This is a genomic window from Mesorhizobium sp. B4-1-4 (assembly GCF_006439395.2).
In the GTDB taxonomy this organism is placed as follows: Bacteria; Pseudomonadota; Alphaproteobacteria; order Rhizobiales; family Rhizobiaceae; genus Mesorhizobium.
This window is the reverse complement of sequence record NZ_CP083950.1, coordinates 74,777-92,877: the sequence shown is the minus strand read 5'-3', so window position 1 is coordinate 92,877 and position 18,101 is coordinate 74,777. Positions and strand designations below refer to the sequence as shown.

The window sequence follows — 18,101 nt, the reverse complement described above, 5'->3', positions numbered from 1 at the left end:
GCTCGATACAGGACGCAACATCCGCCTCAAGACTTGAAACGTAAGCGGTGTTCTGACAGCACCTTTCGCACATGACCGGAAGGAACGATGTTCGAAGCCCTCGAGGGCTTCGACACATGACGATTTCAGAGCTTACGCTTAAGTCCAGGGATGAAGAGCCGGTTCGTCGGCTTGAGATCTTCACTGGCGCCGGTCGGCGGCGAGAATGGCTGCCGGATGAGAAGGCGCGGATCGTGGCGGAAAGCTACGAGGTTGGCGAGACCGTGAGCGCGGTGGCCAGGCGCTATGCCTTGTCTCCGCAGCAACTGTTCGCGTGGCGTCGGGCCGCTCGTCAGCCGTTGACGGCGTCGGCACCTGAACCGCTCTTTGTTCCGGCGGTGGTGACGGCGCCGGCTCCGGAACCCGCGCCGACGCGTCCAGCGCAGCCGCGGAAGCGGAAGGCGACCCGAGATGCTGGCGTGATCGAGCTTGAGATTGACGGCATCGCCATGCGGGTCGGCCGGGGAGCCGACGCCAAGACGGTTGCGGCGGTGATCCGTGCACTGAAGGCAACCTCGTGATCGGGCCGACGGGCGCCGTCAAGGTCATGGTGGCAACGAAGCCGGTAGACTTCCGCAAGGGTGCGGAGGGGCTGGCTGCGTTGGTGCGCGAGACGATGGGCGCCGATCCGTTCAGCGGTGCAGTCTACGTGTTCCGGGCGAAACGAACGGATCGGATCAAGCTGATCTTCTGGGACGGCACCGGCGTCTGCCTCTATGCGAAGCGGCTGGAGGATGGCGAGTTCCGTTGGCCGAAAGTGCAGGATGGCGTGATGCGGCTGACGGCCGCTCAGTTGTCGGCGCTGCTTGAAGGGCTTGATTGGCGGCGGGTTCATGAAGCCCGCCGGACGCGCGCTCCGGCGCAGGCGGGTTGATCCGCGACCAAGTGAATCAGCCTGGATTCCGCTGTCGCCCGGAACTGGCGAATATGGTCTGATCCGATCATGGCGATGACAGCGGACCAGCTTCCCGACGATCCGGATGTGCTGAAGGCGATGGTCCTGGCGCGCGATGTCGAGAATGCTCGCCTGACCCAGATCATCAAGGAATTGCAGCGTCACCGCTTCGGCCGCCGGGCCGAGAGCCTGCCCGAAGATCAACTGCTGCTTGGCCTTGAGGAGGCCGAACAGATCGAGGCGGCAGGCGAGGAAGAGGCCGAGCGTGCCGATCCTGCCACGCGCAGGGAGCGCACCGCAAAGCGGCGGGCGAACCGGGGTGCGCTGCCGGCGCATCTGCCTCGCATCGAGATGGTCGTCGACATCGAGGACCATGCCTGCCCATGCTGCCGCGACGGACTTCATCGGATCGGCGAAGACGTTAGCGAACGGCTCGACATCGTGCCGGCGCAACTGCGCGTGATCGTCGTACGGCGGCCCAAATATATGCCTGTCGTGCCTGCGAGGACGTGGTCGTGCAGGCTCCGGCGCCCGCCCGGCTGATCGAAGGCGGTCTGCCGACCGAGGCCACCGTCGCGCAGGTTCTGGTCTCCAAATATGCCGATCACCTGCCGCTCTATCGCCAGGCGCAGATCTACGCCCGGCAGGGCATCAATCTGGATCGCTCCACCCTCGGCGACTGGGTCGGCCGCGCCGCCTGGCATCTGCGTCCGGTCCACGAGCGGCTGCTGGAGAAGCTGAAAGCCTCGCCGAAGCTCTTTGCCGACGAGACCACGGCGCCGGTGCTGGATCCCGGCCGCGGCAAGACCAAGACCGGGCAGCTCTGGGCCTACGCTCGCGACGATCGGCCATGGCAGGGGAGCGACCCACCTGGCGTCGCTTATGTCTATGCGCCGGACCGCAAGGCCGAGCGACCGATCGCCCATCTGGCGGGCTTCACCGGAATCCTGCAGGTCGACGGCTATGGCGGCTATCGCGTGCTCGCCGACAAGAGCGGCGCAACGCTCGCCTTCTGCTGGGCACACGTGCGCCGGCGCTTCTACGAACTCGCCGCAGCCGGCCCAGCGCCGATCGCCAGCGAGGCGCTCCGGCGCATCGCAGAGCTCTATCGCGTGGAGGACGACATCCGCCGCCAGCCAGCAGACGCCCGTCGTGCTGTGCGCCAGGAAAGGAGCCGGCCGATCCTGGTCGAGTTCGAGCCGTGGCTGCGCGAGAAGCTCGGCCTGATCAGCCAGAAGACCAAGCTCGCCGAGGCAATCCGCTATACGCTGTCACGCTGGGAGGGACTCACCCGCTTCCTCGACGACGGACGCATCGAGATCGACTCTAATACCGTCGAGCGGTCGATCCGCCCGATCGCGCTCAACCGAAAGAACGCCCTCTTCGCCGGATCGGACGGTGGTGCCGAGCACTGGGCCGTCGTCGCCTCGCTCATCGAAACGTGCAAGCTCAATAGAGTCGAGCCACTTGCCTACCTCGCGGACGTGCTCGCCAGGATCGTCAGCGGACATCCCAACAGCCAGATCGACGAACTTCTGCCCTGGGCCTATTCCAACCGCGCCCTCGCACCGAGAGCTTTGCACAGCAAGGTTCAGTGAAAGTACGACGCGATCCTAAGTAAACGGCTATGCCCAAGCAATTTTGAAAGGGCGCAGTTAGTCATTGCTACCTGTGGCTTCGCGGACATCATCCCTGAGAGCGGACATGAACTCGTCTGCCTTCCGCACAGCAAGCCCCGCTGCCATTCGCTGCCCATCGGCCCAGATAGCTTGAAGCGCCGGATCCTTAAAGACATCGGCAGTGTCTGCCTGCTTCAGTATCTGGGCGCTCCGGCTATGGACGATTGCGACAGCGCGCTCAGCGTCCTCCATCCCAAAGTCATTGCCTCTTATCCGACCAAAGGGCTTCTGGTCCGCTTCCGGAAGCTCATGCCCGGTAACCAGGTTGAATGCCTCGTCCAGCCTGTCGGCTACGCACACGTCGCCTCGTTCAATTCTGAGTTTCGTTTCGACTTTCATAGAGCTCTCCTCGTTGTCTGGTCCCATTATACCCTTCGGCACTCATGATGTTGAACGACGCGTTGAGCTTTTTTAGACGCGGGTGCGTTCCAGACGACGCTTACCTTGAAACATCGATAGGCGGCACTGGACGTTTCAATTCGTCATGCCAGAATTTGCCGCCTTCGATGCCTCCGATCACCACTCTCGCTCGATCGCCCGGGTCATCAATCTGAAGAAGCTCCTCGCCGCAATGGCGGGAATCATAGGTCAGAACCGCGATCTTGCCGGGTGAAGGCAACTGCCGGAGCAATGCCGGCAACAGGAGCAGGCTCGACATTACCACGGGTACATTCACCGATGCGGCTACTGCACGCTGATAACGAATGGAGAAGCCGCAATTGGAGCTAATTGCCACGGCCCCTCGCTCGATCAGGCGCCTGGCTGACGTCTACCCAAGCTCCCGCAACTGTTTCGTAGATGACAGGGAAGTCAAAGGTGGCTGAGTGGCGGAGAGAGCCGAGCGGCGGTGGGGCGATGACACCTACGGCCGGCAACCCCCGCTCAAGCATTAGCACGCCGAGAGGTGTTGATTTAACGACCACGCGAAACTCTCCTTCATATCATAAACCGCGCCGAGTCGCAGTCAGACCAGCAGACGCCATGAGAAGTCGCGGTTGCACGTACGAGCTACACCGAATGGTGCGGCATAGTATCAGCCTACGTTGTAGAACTAGCTGACCCGCATCCGTTTCTGCTTTGACTCCTGAGCACCGCTACCAGTTACCAGTACTAGCCGGCTTCAAAAAGAATTCCGCCGGTTAGCTGGGTCTCCAAACAAATCCTCTGTCTTCGGAGCTATTTAACGAAAAGCTTGCGCGGAATCGACGACAGGGGTTCGTGCCCGTCGTCAGCTACGGCAAAAGACTGCGTGATCGTTATGCCGACATCGTCAAGCCACAGGCCGGGCATCATGTGGAAGCACATCCCCGACTTGAGGACAGTTTCATCCCCCTTGCGCAGGCTAGCCGTGCGCTCTACGGCCCCCGGCGGATATCCTAGTCCGATCGAATAGCCGAGACGCGCTTCCTTTTCCAATCCATGCCGGGCGAGGCTCTGCCGGAAGACGCCCTCCACTTCTGCGCAGGTGCGGCCAGGCCGTACACTGTCAAGAGCGGCGTTCAAGGCTTCCACCATAATCTCGGAAAGATTCTGGTACGCGGGAGTGGGCTTTCCGAGCGATATCGAGCGACTTAGGTTCACCTGGTAACGGTGCCGGTTTCCAAAGAGCTCAAGATTGATAATCGTTGAAGCCGGCAGGGGCTTGTCGGTCCAGGCGGCATGGGGCGCAACTGCTCTTTCACCAACGCACAGAAAGGGTGGAGAGCACATATAGGCCCCGCCAAATTCCGGCGTGCCCGCCGCCATCTGGTGATAGACAGCCGCTGCGACATCGCATTCGCGCACGCCTGGCGCAATTGTATCGATGGCGCGCTCCATCATGGCATCCGCAATCTTGCCGGCTTGGCGCATAAGGGCGATCTCGGCTGGGCTTTTTACCACTCGGATCCAATTCACAAGCAAATCGGCATCTACGAATTCCGCATGCGGCAAAGCTCGCATAAGATCGGAGTGAGCCCGCGCGGAGTAATAGTAGCCGCCCATCTCGGCGCCAATTCGCGCTTTCTCACCACCGATCTGCTTTACCGTTTCCGCCATGACGTCGTAGGCCGAGAAGGTAGCCGACTGTACATATTTGTCGGGATATGACCTCACATTATCATCTGCGAGATAGGTGGTCATCACCGCGGACACTCGATCCATGAAGCGGCCGATCCAGATCGGCTCGTCACCATTGAGCGAAACAATTACGAATTGCGGCACATAGTATGAATAGGCGTCGTAGCCGGTGAGATAGTTCATGTTTGGCGGTTCCGAGATGAGCAGTACGTCAATACCCCGTCTCGCCATCTCGTCTTTCACCGCAGCCAATCGGGCCAAAAACTCGGTTCGCTCAAAAAGCTGCTGCTTTTCCATGATGGTTCCTTCAGTTTCGATTGATCCGTGTTTGAACGGACCGCGGTTGACGCCAACATCGTTTTCGATAGTGATTTCAGTTCCGAACGGCCTCGATTGTATCTGTAAGCGGCCTAGGGTCGCTCTGGCTTGTGGCGCAAGAGCCGGCCGTAGAACCCTGCGATTGGCCGGCCGCTTCGAATGACGGTGTTCTATAGGGTAGAGCCGCAACTCGGTTATTTGATTTTCCTCAAAGCTGCTCGCGACTACAACGCTCTCATCGAAGACCGGATCTGAGAATCCGAGACGAGTTTCGTATCCTCCAGCGGTCACTAAGACATCTGTACGTGCCCGTGGATTCTTACCGTGCTCGGCAAACAGATCCACGCCGACAGAGGCCGGGAGATCCTCCATGATGACATTCCCCAAGCTGCCAGGGTCGGCCCTTAGACCTCGCAACTGGTGCGGACCACACCCGACAAATGCGCCGGCCCCTGAATGGACAAAGCTTCGTTCGTAGTTGGACCGCTCCTGATTCGGCTTGGTGACCATAGCCTTTTCAGCAAGACAACAACTGACGACGTCGCGCCATCGAAGCGCTGTTTATTTTCTTTCAAGGAACGTCGATTTCGTCCCTTTGAAACAAGAAGCGGCCATGCTCACAGAAAGTCAAATAATGTACACAGATCATTTCATAAGGCTTGCCTATGAAATGGATTTGCCGCGGGGAAATCAGCCCACAAGCCTGGGGCCTAGTTATGACACTCTTGAAAGTGACCCCCGCCCACTGATCAAAGTTTTCGATCTGCCTGACTTTTCTGTGCCCGCTCCTCCTCGGAGTAACCCTTACAGCAAAGCCACACGAAACCTGGCGCCTTGGCCTCAGTCGGTGGTGCGACGCCATTCTTGCGAGCAGATGCCCTGTGCCCCTGTGCCCCGGTTTTGCGTAAGCTTCGGAATACGGCGTGGTGGTAGTAGCCGGAATGAATGAATCGAAATCTACTTTTTCTTGGCCCCCAACCGGAACCGCGCAGGATCTCCGCCGGATGAGCCTCCAACGAAACCCGACGCTCATTTATGAGAGCGTGTTAGCGTTGCGAAATCGTACCGTCCTCGCTTTGGCGCAAAAACGGGGAAATGCGCGGTTCCCCACTTGCCTTGTTCGCGACATGGAGCCATGTAGTCGCAACATCGCGGCTTTGTGCAAACCAGATGCTGTTGTGCCTCCTGATATATGAAATGAAGTCGCGCAGCATGCGGATGCGGGACGGGCGGCCGATCACTTGCGGATGCATGACCAGATCGAAATAGCCCCCTGATAAATAGGCCTCATCGAACTCCGCTTTCCAAATCGAAAGTATGTGATCGTTTGTAAGGATTGGGCGGTGAGCCTTGCCGCTGGTAAGCAGGTACTGAGCGTCGTCCATGCTCCAGTGCCAAGGCAACTCAACGATAGCAGGAGATCCATCTTCCAAGAAATGCCGGTAAGGTTCGATGTCATCGAGCATGCTACTGTCGTAAATGAAACCCCGTTCGGTCAAAAGGCGGATCATGTTCGGGCTCGTTTCTCCTGACGGTGCGCGATAACCAACTGGAGAAACACCGGTTACACGCTTGATGGCGTCAATGCCCTTTTGGAGCTCCTCCAGTTCCATTTCGGGATCTTTTGGATCAACCGCCTTATGCAGATAACCATGGTTTGCGATTTCGTGGCCAGCCTTCACGATCGTCTCGACCACCCGGGTTCTGTTGTCCACGACCCAGCCGGGCACGAAGAACGTGGCTGGTAACCCTTCATCGGCAAGGACCTCGAGAACCTTTGGGACGCCCACTTTAGCACCGTAGGTGCCTTGCGAGAGCGTACCGGGGCGATCGACATTGGCCGGATCACGCGCGAGCCACAACGTTTCAGCGTCGAAATCGAAAGTGAGAGTGACAGCAACCTTGGCACCATTTGGCCATGCGGTATTTGGCAAGTTTTGTCTCCATGTTTGTGTCGGCTAGTACTTTACCTATAACCTCGTGGAATAGAGAGCCGGCTTACCAGCAAGATCATTTTACTTTCAGCTATTTTACTGCCCGTAAACGTGAGATTGATTCACCGCTGGTGTGCCACCCTTTTCCCGCAGTGCGGCCAGCCACAGACACCCGCTATTGGGTAAGAATCGTAGCATCGGTCGACGCCCACTTTAAAGTGCAGCTCGATCCCACAGAAGGAAGTTGTTTGCCTGACTGGTTGAGTAGTTTCGACGTTATCCGCAGCCCACCAGTCGTCACACATTCGACGACCGTCGCGTCACCAAGGTACGTGATAGAAGCGACGGTGCCCACGAGATCGGCTGTCGTATCGATAGTGGTAATATGGAAAAGAATATTTTCCGGCCTAATACAAAGTGTAGCTTGCGTGTCCCCCCGCTCCCAGATGGGGGCCTTGAGATGCTCTCCGCTTGGACCGTGGGCCAAGCCGTTTTTGAGCGTCACCGGGATCAAGTTCGTTTCACCTACGAAGCTTGCGACAAAGAGTTCTGCAGGCCGGCTGTACATGTCGCGCGGTGGGGCAACCTGCCTGATGCGGCCCTCGTGCATGACGGCAACCCGATCCGACATGGCCAGCGCCTCCTCTTGGTCGTGGGTGACGTAAATCATTGTCTTCCCGACCTCATTGTGAAGCGCCTTGATTTCTGCTCTCAGATGTTGGCGAAGCTTCTTGTCAAGGGCTCCAAGCGGTTCATCCAGAAGCAAGACCGGCGGATCGAAAACCAGCGCCCGAGCGATGGCAACGCGCTGTTGCTGGCCACCAGACATCTGGTGCGGGTATCGATCCGCCAGTGAACGAAGCTGCACCTGCTCGAGGACTCGATTGACACGGCTTGCTATATCTGCCCTGGCCGTACGGCGCATGCGAAGCGGATAAGCAACGTTCTCAGCAACCGTCATATGAGGGAATAGCGCGTAGTTCTGAAAGATGATTCCGAATTCGCGTCGATGTGTGGGGACCCGGGTTATATCCCTCCCGTCCAGCAGGATTCGGCCCGTGTCGGGGGTCGCAAACCCGGCAATCATCATCAGCGTGGTCGTCTTGCCGGACCCACTCGGACCAAGAAGGGACAGGAATTCGCCCGGAGAGACCTCCAAACAAACGTTATCAACCGCAAGTGCGCTGCCATACCGCTTGCTCAGATCCCGCAGTGTGATTCCGCCGATCATTACTTCGGCAGCGTTACGTATGGTCTTAAGCATCATACCTCTATCGTGATTGAGACTTCAGTGCGGACGTCTGATTTTGCTGCGCCTCACTAAGGCGCTGACTATGACGATAGTCGCGGCAAACACCATCTGCAGCGTCGCCACAGCCGATATAGTGGGATTGATGTCTTGCTTTATTCCGTCCCACATACGCATCGGCAATGTGGTCACCTTGCCGATGCCAAGGAAGAGCACGTATACGACGTCATCGAACGAGGTTAGAAAGGCAAAAAAAACGGCAACCATCACAGCCGGCATTAGCAGGGGAGCAGTGATCGTCCACAAGGTTGCCACAGGTCCGGCGCCAAGACTGCGAGCTGCTCGTTCGTACGCCGGATTGAGATCGCGCAGATTGGCTACCACGACAAGCACGACGAAGGGGATGGCATAGACCGCGTGACCGAGTGCTAGGCCGAACTCGGTGCCCTGAAGGCCGACTTGCACCAGCACGAAGTATGTCGCAACCGCCACCACTACTGTCGGCATGATGATGGGCGAAAGCACAAGCGCCACAACTAGGCCCCGAGCAGGGATGCGACCGCGAGAGAGGCCGAAGGCGAGCATCGTCCCAAGCCCGGCCGCGATTCCAGCTGCCATCAAGGCGACGCGGATGCTTGTGCGTGTAGCTCGAATCCATTGAGCATCCGAGAAATAGGCTTCGTAGTTGCGCGGCGAATAGCCCGGCACAGGAAACACGAAATAGGGCGAGGAACTGAAGGACAAGTAAGCCACAATAAGAACCGGCAGCAAGAGAAGCACTGCCAGCAAGCATGCCAGTATCGGAACACCGCGCCCGCCCAACGACGGGAGCCAGCGGTCGAGCGTATTTGCTGCTGAACCCACATGCATCAACCAGCGAGTTCGCGTCTGGCGGCGTAGGGAAACATTTGCCCCAACTTTGTCATCGGCGAACCCCAGGAGTTGCTCAATGGGAAAGAACCGCGAGCCGATCCACAATATGGCCAACACGACAACGAGCAGCACCATAGACAGCGCAGAGCCGAAGTTCCAATTGAGCTGGTTTACGACCTGAGTGTTGATCTCCATTGTGATGGTGAGATCCGACAAGCCACCGAGTAGGGCCGGCGTGATGTAGAAGCCCAGGCAATAGATAAAAACAAGCAGCACTCCAGCAATAATACCCGGCAGGCTGAGTGGTAAAAAAATCGTCAAAAAGGCAGCCAAAGGGCTTGCACCGTTTGCCCTCGCAGCACGCACTAACCTTTCGTCGATGCCGGACATTACGGTCAACATTGGCAGAACCATGAGTGGAATGACGATATGTGTCATGCCGATGATTACGCCGGTTCGGTTGTAAAGCATGGTAAGTGGGTGAGAGATCAGCCCGCTCGAGAGTAGTATCTCATTGATGACGCCTACGCGTCCGAGAAGAACCATCCAAGCGAAAGTCCGCGCAAGAACGCTGGTGAAATAGGGAAGAATCACCGCTATGAGCAGGAAGGTGCGGAGCGTCGCGCCGCTCATCCTAAGAGTGTAGGCGATAGGATAGCCGAGCACTAACGCAATTGCAGTCACCGAGACGCTGATCTCTAGAGTATTGCGGAGCACGTAAAGGTAAGCCGGGCTTTCACCTATGCGTAGGAAATTGACCAGCGTCCATTCTGGCATGCCGAGCGATAGCAACAGCAGGCCGATAAGGGGCACGACAAAGAGGATGGCGAGGTAAAGGCCTCCAGGCAAAAGAAGTAGCGCCCAGCCTGTAGGGCCTGCCGAAGTCCGTGAGGACTCCGGCATGACCTTTCGTACGAAGGGGATCAACTTGCTCGCCATGCCAGCCAGCGCTCCTGGAGATGATCGATATTCTTCTTGCCGTCGGAACGGGTTGCAGCGAGCCACTCGTAGTCTTCGAGGACCACTTTAGATCCATTTTCCGGATTAATGTTGACCAGGGCAGCTAGCTCAGGGGGCAAATGCCCCAGCTGGTTCACATTGGGGCCGGGATACCCTGTTCCAAGCGTGAACTCTGCTGCGTTCTTGGCCCGGTTCACGAAGGCTATGAATTTTTGGGCGTTGTCGGTATTCGGACCACCCTTGAGTACCACCCAAAAATTGTAGTTACCGTACGCACCATCCCAAGCGATCCGGATCGGCGCCCGGTTGAGAATGGAGGAGATCGCACGGCCATCGAACGCGCTCGTCATGACATACTCGCCATTAATGAGAAGCTGGGGCGATTCACCACCTGCGGTCCACCACTTAGTTACATATGGTTTGATCTCGTCGAGCTTCTTCAACGCCCGGTCGACTTTGTCGTCCGTTAGCGGCCAGATGTCCTGGTTTGCCACACCGTCGGCCGACAACGCACACTGGAGGGTGTACTGTGGAACAAAGGAATAAAGCCCACGCGGGCCAGGAAACGCCTCAATATTCCAGAAATCTGCCCAGGTCTTGGGTCCTTTATCTCCAAAGACGCGCTCATCAAAAGCCAACAACATAACGGCTTCGAACGCGGCCACGGCATCTTGGAGCCTAGTCTTTTCCGGCACGCCCGCCAGCGATTCCGCGTCCCACAGGCTGTAGTCGATGGGCTCAAAAATCCCTGCTTTGTGCATATCTGGATAGTTGAAGGTCTGGATGAAAGCAGTATCCCAATCGATGCGGCCAGCCTGGTGCATCGCCTGAACCTGAGGCTCGGCATTATCGGCAGTTACATCCACGACCGTAATGCCGGTAGCCTGCGTGAAAGGCTCGAATACGCGTTTGCGCATGCCGTCGGTGAAGGAGCCGCCATATGAATACACAACTACCTGGCCACTGCCGGTGAGCTTTTCTTGGGCAAAGGCGCTGGTTGCCCGCGCCACTGCCGGAATTGACATCGCGGCGGCGGCGGCCTGTAAGACGGTCCGGCGGTTTATTCCCGAGCGGGTAAATTTTGGAATCAACGAACTAGCCATAGCAACACCTCTCTTGGTTTTCATTCCCCACCGCTAAATGCCAGTCGTCGTCCCCTCAGAGTCCCGGACCAACTGTGGCAGCCAGCATTTATTCGCTTCACCGGTCTTGGAACACGAGGACATCTGACGCCGAAAATCGGGCATGCACGAATTGCCCGGGGACAAACCGCGGCACCCGAGCGACATTCTTGCTGATTGCCAACAACCGACTTTTCCCAGGAAATTCGATGCGCCTTTGCGCCCCGATTTGGAAGTACAGTAATTGCAGCTAGAGCAGAGGCACGACCTCCTGCTCCCAGCGTTTCATCCAAACATCGTTCTGGGTCGATAGGTAAGACCAATCCGGAATAAAGGCGTATCGGTCCATCTCATCGTTGTTAAACACCATGGGCTTGATTTCGTCGGGTACTGTCGACTTCGTATTGACGGGGATACCCGCGATGTCCCGATTGAACTCCGCATTGTTCTCCGGACTGATCGAAAAGTTTACGAACTGGAAAGCCGAGTCAGTGTGACCGCCCTTCAACACACACCATCCTTCCTGAAAGATAAATGACCGAAATCCCGATGCCGGATCCATCTTTGTAAGATACCGTATCTTGAAATTACGCGCCTGTTCGATAACAGCCGAGCCAGTCTGAAAACTAATACATGTTTCTCCTGAACTGATAGAATTCGTAACATCGTTGTCAGCCGTTGCAACCCGGCCGATGTTTCCACTTCGAGCCAACGCTTTTACGAACTCCCATGCTGGTTCTAAATTTCTCTCGTCTCCACCCTTATAGAGAGCAAGAGAAACCATCTGAAGATTAGAATTTATTGAAGGGGCGGGAAAACAGAGTTTACCTTTGAGCCGGGGATCAAGAAGATCATCAAGCTTCGTCACTTCGAATGGAATAGCGTCTTGCCTATAGTACCAGAACATCGACGTTATTGTCCGCGGAACGCTGATGATGTTCCCTGCACCGTCCTTCACCAGCAACTTCGGCGGGATGTCGGCAAGGTTCGGGACCCTTTCCAGCGTGACCGGCTCTGCCCAGCCCTCCCGGGCCACTGCTTGCCACAGCGGATCCCAGCCCGCCAAGAGATCGATACCAGTATGCGGCCAAGTGGCCTTGATCTTGGGCAGAATGGCCATGGCCCCGCTTGCGTGCAATTGCCAGTTTACCTGCACATCCGATTGCTTTTCCGCAATCTTCTTTATCGCATCAATGTAATGCCCGCCCCATTCAATTGCGGTAATCGTACCATCAGCACGAGACTTCGTAATGCCGGCAAATGGCATACCGGCAGCCATAACTCCAACTGAAGCTGCGATCTTCAGAATTTCGCGGCGCGACGGCATAAACATAAACGTGTTCCCTTTTTCTTTGTTTTCTTTTTGAGATCAGTGAAGAACGTTACGAACTACGATTTAACCTGACAGAACGGATCTCTCCTCTCCTAATGGGTTCTTGCAATGCAGCTGCCGGTTTTCTCGTTCCCGAGCGCTCGTCAATGCACCTACGCTCTCTCGCAACGGGCTCGATCCGGCTTATCTATTTCGTCTATATATAAAGACATATCGATCAACCTCCGGAACAACATTAGCAGGCAAGCTGGTGTTGTCAACCGCCTCATTTAGCAGCCAGATCGGGTGGGCGTCACAAGTTCGAATCGCTAGGCAGATAGACTGGTGTGGAGGGGAGTTGACGCTGGCGTATGGAAACGAGGGGTAGATGCGCGCCCCCTTTCCGTCTCCACAAAAATCGTTTGCCAAGGCGGGTCACGGTCGCTCCGCGAGGAATTCGGCGCGACTAAAATAGCAAACGTCGCTCAAAACGCTTTGCGCCCGCTAATTATCCGTGAAGCCATGGTAGATACGGAAGCTCAGGATAGGCTTCAATTATGGCCTCCAAATTGCTGCCGCCGACTGATCTTTAGCTCGCCGGACGACTGCGCTAAGCAGCCAAAGGCATGACAGCCGAGCGCCACGGTGGCAGATGCCGTCTGCAGGCAACTCTCACGAGAGTGGTCGTCCACATGCTCATTGTTCGTTCTCCCTTTATTTTTGAACCAAGCGGAGCGGATAAGCTTAGGTTTGCGGATAAGCTTAGGTTTCTGTTTATAGAAATAGTTGCAGTGCTATTCAACAAAGTAAAATAGTGGATATAGATACATTTATAACGTCAGCCTATGATATTAGGCCGAGAAGACCCGACCCTCGCATGTCTCGAAGTGAGCCCTCCCCAGGTTATTATTAGCCCAGAAGATCCACAGCCCCGTGACGTCTGGCAAGCCACGCTGCCCGCCCAGCCTCGCCTGCCAGACCCTTTGTCAGACGCGCAATGCCGAAGCGTCAGCCAGAAGTTAAACTCGACAGGTGACCAAGTATTATTGGTGCACCTGGCATCTAAGGCCATGGAGGCGTGCATCCCTACAAGAATGCTAATAGGGGCTATAAATCGCGCATGTTCTAGCCGTCGCGCCGGTACGGTACCGCTCCACCCAAAGTGGCGCATAGCTTGCCACACCCCTCAGGCGTGAGGACGCGGAGCCTATGCGACTCCATAGGACGACTATCCATATTTATGGACAAAATAAACAAAAACTGAGATAGGAGTTTCTGTAGGGAATCCGATCGTGTAGATTGCACGCGAACGACGAGGTGAGAAGGAAGGTACAGTGACGGTCAAGCAGATTGAAAATGCCATCGCTCTTCTGGAGTATTTCGCCGACAGAAAGAGGCCAGCTACCATGGCCGATGTGGCGGAACATTTCGGCTGGCCGCGATCGAGCACGTTTCACATACTCACAACGCTTGCCCGCATCGGGTATCTCTATGAACCTCGCATCCGTGAAGGCTTCTATCCTACGCCGCGATGGCTGCAACTCGTGAGCGCGATTGCGGAGGCGGAGCCAATACCGGAAGGTCTTTTGCGGATCATGCGGGGGTTGGCCGACCGGACGGGGGAGACAGTCTGGATTTCGGCAGCAAGTGGGCAGTATGCCGTCTTCTTAGACGTGATCGAGTCAGAAGCGCCTGTGCGCTATGCAGCGAAACCAGGTAAGCGCGTTCCTATTCATTTGACGGCGTCGGGGCTTGCCCTTCTGTCCCAATTAGACGAACGCGATCGTGAAATCATTCTTCGTAAAGCCACATTTGAGGACCGCGGGCCTAATGCACCTACAAACTTGGACGAAGTGAGAGCGGAATTGACGGCTGGAAGGCAGCGGGGATGGTTTCGGTCTGCTTCATATTATTCCCCGGATTTGGGAGGCGTTTCGGTCCCCGTTATGCTCAGCGATCGACTTTTCGCTATGACAATTGCAGGGCCGCTTTTCCGCGTCGAAGCCCTTTTCGATCGCTTTGCTTCCGCTATATATGAAACCATCGCGACAGAGTACGGTAGCGACTGCAGCAACACCACATTGGAGAACGTTAGACAGTCGGGGGACGCTAAAAGGAACCCATGATGATTAGGGTGATTTGTGCAGAACCTTAAGTATAGATATATTGTTTCCGAGAAGAGACGGCGTTGAACTCATCGAGCCAGATTTTGGCGTAACGATTTTTCCGTGAGCTGGTAATTCAGTTAATTCAACCGGTCCAGGCCTTGGACTTATGTTCTCATCGACCTTTTCCGGCATATCGACAGAGTTACATGGTGCCTGCTTCATCAGGCGGATCCAAGCTTATGCTTAGGTTAGTTGCCGAGTGAGCCAGAACGGGTGCCAAAGGCGGCATGGCAGCCGGGCATTGGAAAACGCCCAGCAGTATCCCCTTGATATCGACCGCAAGCGCTCGCTATCAAGTCTTCCTCACATGTCGTACACATGTCGTAGTGTCGGGGCACTGGCCGCTGCTCGGCAAAGCCGGGAGATATAGCGGATGCATCTGGCGGCATCGGAAACGCACTCGTGTTGCAGTTCAAGGCGAAATATCGCGAGGCCAACCGAAGCCAGCCGATTTGACACTGAACCGCTACGCAAGGTCGAGGCCCTGGGGGGGTGATGTCATCCGGCAGATCGGGCTTGAGGTCGGACTGTTATCGCAGTGGCTGCATGCCAGGCTTATTGGCGCCGGCCGCGATGTAGTTTTGCTGGAGACGCGGCACGTGAAGGCTGCGCTTTCGGCGATGACGGTGAAGACCGACCGGAAAGATGCACGCGGGATCGCCTTAGCTGCTGCGGATGGGATGGTACCGCCCGGTTCATGCCAAATCGATGACTTGCAGGGATAGCCGAGCACTTCTTGTTGGACGCAAGCTTCTGCAAGGCAAGCTTCTCGACGTCGAACTAAGCATCCGCGGGACCCTGCGCGGTTACGCGCTGAAGGTCGGTTGCGCCAAAAGGAACGCGATGCCGCTGGACGGTCAAGTTCACCAAGGCAAAGCCCCAAGAGGATGGCACGGTGCCAGCCGTTGATCTGGCCATCCCAGCCTTCGGTTACAAGAACCATTTCTCTATAGATCGGCGTTTCTGGCCGATCTGGCGCAGCGTGGCCCCGTCATGCGCTCGAATGTTATCCTTCAAAACAGAAAGAATTACCCGCAAACCCATCCGCCAAATACCTTTTCAGCGGCTTCGTTCAATCCCGAATCCTTTAAGCCGCGACATGCTTCAGCCTATCCTTCACCGAAACAAACGCCTCGTCCCGGTAATGATTTTCGGTCCGTTGGAGCCGAACCGGGTTAGAGTTCTGCAGGAGGGCTACTTCACGTAGAGCCGCCGCGGGAGCGACGTCAGCGCCTCATACCCGTTGTCTGTCACCACAAAGGACTGCGTGATCGTGACACCGTCCTTCTCCAACCAAAGCCCCGACATCATATGGAAGCACATGCCTGGCTGCAGGACAGTTTTGTCGCCCATTCGCAAACTCACGGTCTTCTCACCTACGGCAGGGGGATAGCCAACGCCGATGGAGTAACCAAGGCGGGATTCCTTCTTGATGCCGTGTTTACTCAGAATCGACGAGAAAGCCGCAGTGACCTCCTCGGACGTTGTGCCCGGACGAACTGCATCAAGACCTCCATTGAGAGCGTCGACCACCACATCCGCGAGCTTGTGGTATGCTGGTTTCGGTTCGCCGACGTGTATCGTTCGCGCGAGATTGACCTGATACCGATTGCGGTTTCCGAAGAGCTCGAGGTTTACTATCGTCGAAGAGGGAAGTCGCGCATCCGTCCATGCAGCGTGGGGCGCGAGGGCGCGGTCGCCGATGCAAAGGAACGGTGGCGAACAAGGGTACGTGCCACCGTATTCAGGCGTGCCCGCCATCATCTGGTGATACACTTCCGCCGCGATGTCGCATTCTCTCACACCCGGCTCTATGAACGCGATCGCGCGCTCCATCATCACGTCGGTTATTTTTCCGGCCTCTCGCATTACGGCTATCTCCGCCGGGCTTTTCACAAGACGTATCCAGTTCACCAGCAAGTTCGCGTTCTCAAACTTGGCGTTCGGCAGCGCATTGAGGAGATCGGCATGGGCCTGTGCCGAATAGAAGTAACCGCTCATCTCGACAGCGATCCTCGGGCTGTCACCGGCGATTTCCTTCACGACCTCCGCGACGTAATCATAGGGACTTAGTGCGGAGTGCACGTATGCGTCCGGGAAGGAACGGATATTTTCCTCTGAGAGGTGTGTCGTCATCGAGGCCGAGATGCGGTCCATACCCCGGCCGATCCAGATAGGCTCGGGGTGGTCCGTAGTCACGACGACCATCTGCGGGATGTAAAGTGAGTAGGCGTCGTACCCCGTCAAGTAGTTGATGTGCGGAGGTTCCGAAATCAGAAGGACGTCGAGCCCACGCTTGGACATTTCGTTCTTCACAGCGACAAGTCGAGCCGCATACTCAGCGGTCTCGAAAAGTACGGTCTTTTCCATTGCGGCAATTCCTCCAGGAGTTTGTAAAATTCGGTGAGGCCGAACGTCTTGAAAGGACGGTAACGGCCGGATGTTCTGTGCATTGAGAGTAGGCTTGGCCGAGTTGATCCTCAGGCCGACAACGCTTTCTCCGCGAGCGTAACCCAGTAACCGATACCATAAGGTATGGCGTCGTCATTGAAGTCGTATGCAGGGTTATGTACTCCTGCCGAAGCACCATTCCCGATAAAGATGTAAGCGCCGGGTCGCGCCTCCAGCATGTGTGCGAAATCCTCCGCTCCCATCCGGACTTTCAGTTTATCGTCGATGGATCCAGTTCCAGCTAAGGTTCGTACGGCTTCGATCGCCAAGTCAGTTTCCTCGGAATGATTGAAAGTGACGGGGTTGTATCGGTCGTATCGGACCTCTGCTTCGGCGCCGAATGCTTCAGCTATGCCCTTAGCCGTCTTCGCAATCTGCTGTTCGGCGAAGTCCCGCAGGCTGGAAGAAAGGGTCCTGACCGTGCAGCATCGAAACGGCAGTCTGCCGCGCCCCGGCTTTCGAAGAAGCGGCCACCGAGTCTTCGAGGTCGATGACCAACGCGTCGGCGTCGCCGGAGGAGGCTTTTTCGAATTTTCGAAGGCTGTCGCCGGGAACGAAGAGGAAGCTACGCATCTACGCTTCTCCCGTTACGGGCTTCCGGCGCATCAGCGCCGTGCGCCGACACGTGGCTACCAGCGTTCCGTCCTGCCTGAAGCACAGATGCTCGAACTCCACCAGTCCGGCATCAGGGCGGGATTTGCTTTCACGCACGGAGAGTACTGCCGTTTCCGCCCGCAGCGTGTCGCCGTGGAAGACCGGGTTAGGGAACCGGACTTCGGACATTCCGAGATTGCCGATCGTCGTGCCCAATGTCGTATCCTGAACGGACAGGCCCACCATGATCGATAAGGTGAACATGGAATTGAACAGGCGCTGACCCCATTCCGTGCTGCTCGCGAAGTGGGCATCCACGTGAAGCGGTTGGGGGTTCATGGACATGAGGCTGAACATGGTGTTGTCCGCCTCCGACACTGTGCGTGTCAGCTCATGCCGGAACTTCCGGCCCAGGCTGAACTCTTCAAAGAATAGACCCGGCATCCCACC

At 56.7% G+C, this 18,101-nt stretch carries 15 protein-coding genes and 2 pseudogenes; 5 read left to right on the top strand and 12 right to left on the bottom strand.

Annotated elements, in window-relative coordinates:
• Positions 1-71: 71 nt before the first annotated feature.
• From tnpA to tnpC, 3 genes and pseudogenes are all read left to right on the top strand, one after another.
• Complete coding sequence (tnpA, locus tag FJW03_RS00430) at positions 72-560, top strand: IS66-like element accessory protein TnpA (protein WP_319022897.1); 489 nt, start codon at positions 72-74, stop codon at positions 558-560.
• The gene (gene tnpB / locus FJW03_RS00425) at positions 557-913 is read left to right on the top strand and encodes an IS66 family insertion sequence element accessory protein TnpB (RefSeq protein ID WP_127242249.1); all 357 of its coding nucleotides are present in this window, start codon (positions 557-559) and stop codon (positions 911-913) included. Before tnpA ends, tnpB begins: the two co-directional genes overlap by 4 nt.
• Positions 914-982: 69 nt before the next feature.
• Positions 983-2,532 (top strand): annotated as a pseudogene (gene tnpC, locus FJW03_RS00420) (IS66 family transposase).
• A 57-nt stretch (positions 2,533-2,589) separates the two neighbouring features.
• Here tnpC and FJW03_RS00415 read toward each other — a convergent pair.
• The 8 genes from FJW03_RS00415 to FJW03_RS00380 all read right to left on the bottom strand — a co-directional run bounded on the left by FJW03_RS00415 (position 2,590) and on the right by FJW03_RS00380 (position 12,459).
• A complete protein-coding gene (locus FJW03_RS00415) occupies positions 2,590-2,952 on the bottom strand; it encodes a hypothetical protein (protein WP_140767521.1) in 363 nt (120 codons plus the stop codon).
• 100 nt (positions 2,953-3,052) lie between these two features.
• Positions 3,053-3,349, bottom strand: coding sequence for a hypothetical protein (locus tag FJW03_RS00410; protein ID WP_226890536.1), 297 nt, complete (start codon positions 3,347-3,349; stop codon positions 3,053-3,055).
• A 440-nt stretch (positions 3,350-3,789) separates the two neighbouring features.
• Positions 3,790-5,361 (bottom strand): M24 family metallopeptidase, encoded by a 1,572-nt coding sequence (locus tag FJW03_RS00405; protein WP_226890535.1) that lies wholly within the window; start codon positions 5,359-5,361, stop codon positions 3,790-3,792.
• Between the two features lie 674 nt (positions 5,362-6,035).
• Positions 6,036-6,923 carry a polysaccharide deacetylase family protein gene (locus FJW03_RS00400; protein ID WP_140767246.1) on the bottom strand — a complete coding sequence of 296 codons (888 nt, stop codon included), beginning with the start codon at positions 6,921-6,923 and terminating at the stop codon, positions 6,036-6,038.
• A 175-nt stretch (positions 6,924-7,098) separates the two neighbouring features.
• On the bottom strand, positions 7,099-8,190 hold the full coding sequence (locus FJW03_RS00395) for an ABC transporter ATP-binding protein (protein ID WP_226890534.1): 1,092 nt from the start codon (positions 8,188-8,190) through the stop codon (positions 7,099-7,101).
• Positions 8,191-8,211: 21 nt separating this feature from the next.
• Entirely contained in the window at positions 8,212-9,984 is a 1,773-nt protein-coding gene (locus tag FJW03_RS00390) for an ABC transporter permease subunit (RefSeq protein ID WP_140767245.1), read from the bottom strand.
• Positions 9,969-11,132, bottom strand: coding sequence for an ABC transporter substrate-binding protein (locus FJW03_RS00385; RefSeq protein ID WP_140767244.1), 1,164 nt, complete (start codon positions 11,130-11,132; stop codon positions 9,969-9,971). The genes FJW03_RS00390 and FJW03_RS00385 overlap by 16 nt, the downstream gene beginning before the upstream one ends.
• Positions 11,133-11,376: 244 nt before the next feature.
• Entirely contained in the window at positions 11,377-12,459 is a 1,083-nt protein-coding gene (locus FJW03_RS00380; protein WP_140767243.1) for an ABC transporter substrate-binding protein, read from the bottom strand.
• Between the two features lie 1,313 nt (positions 12,460-13,772).
• On the opposite strand from FJW03_RS00380, the gene FJW03_RS00375 reads away from it, so the two are divergent.
• Both FJW03_RS00375 and FJW03_RS00370 read left to right on the top strand, forming a co-directional pair.
• Positions 13,773-14,564 (top strand): IclR family transcriptional regulator, encoded by a 792-nt coding sequence (locus FJW03_RS00375; protein WP_140767242.1) that lies wholly within the window; start codon positions 13,773-13,775, stop codon positions 14,562-14,564.
• A 548-nt stretch (positions 14,565-15,112) separates the two neighbouring features.
• Positions 15,113-15,431 (top strand): annotated as a pseudogene (locus FJW03_RS00370) (IS110 family transposase); the annotation flags it as partial.
• A gap of 369 nt (positions 15,432-15,800) precedes the next feature.
• Here FJW03_RS00370 and FJW03_RS00360 read toward each other — a convergent pair.
• The 4 genes from FJW03_RS00360 to FJW03_RS00345 form a co-directional block, all read right to left on the bottom strand.
• The gene (locus FJW03_RS00360) at positions 15,801-16,976 is read right to left on the bottom strand and encodes a M24 family metallopeptidase (protein ID WP_140767241.1); all 1,176 of its coding nucleotides are present in this window, start codon (positions 16,974-16,976) and stop codon (positions 15,801-15,803) included.
• 110 nt (positions 16,977-17,086) lie between these two features.
• Positions 17,087-17,410: a M20/M25/M40 family metallo-hydrolase gene (locus FJW03_RS00355; RefSeq protein ID WP_264296535.1), complete on the bottom strand. Its 324-nt coding sequence runs from the start codon at positions 17,408-17,410 to the stop codon at positions 17,087-17,089.
• A gap of 4 nt (positions 17,411-17,414) precedes the next feature.
• A complete protein-coding gene (locus FJW03_RS30275) occupies positions 17,415-17,630 on the bottom strand; it encodes an aldolase/citrate lyase family protein (protein ID WP_413466449.1) in 216 nt (71 codons plus the stop codon).
• Positions 17,631-18,095 carry a MaoC family dehydratase gene (locus tag FJW03_RS00345; protein ID WP_140767239.1) on the bottom strand — a complete coding sequence of 155 codons (465 nt, stop codon included), beginning with the start codon at positions 18,093-18,095 and terminating at the stop codon, positions 17,631-17,633.
• Positions 18,096-18,101: the final 6 nt, after the last annotated feature.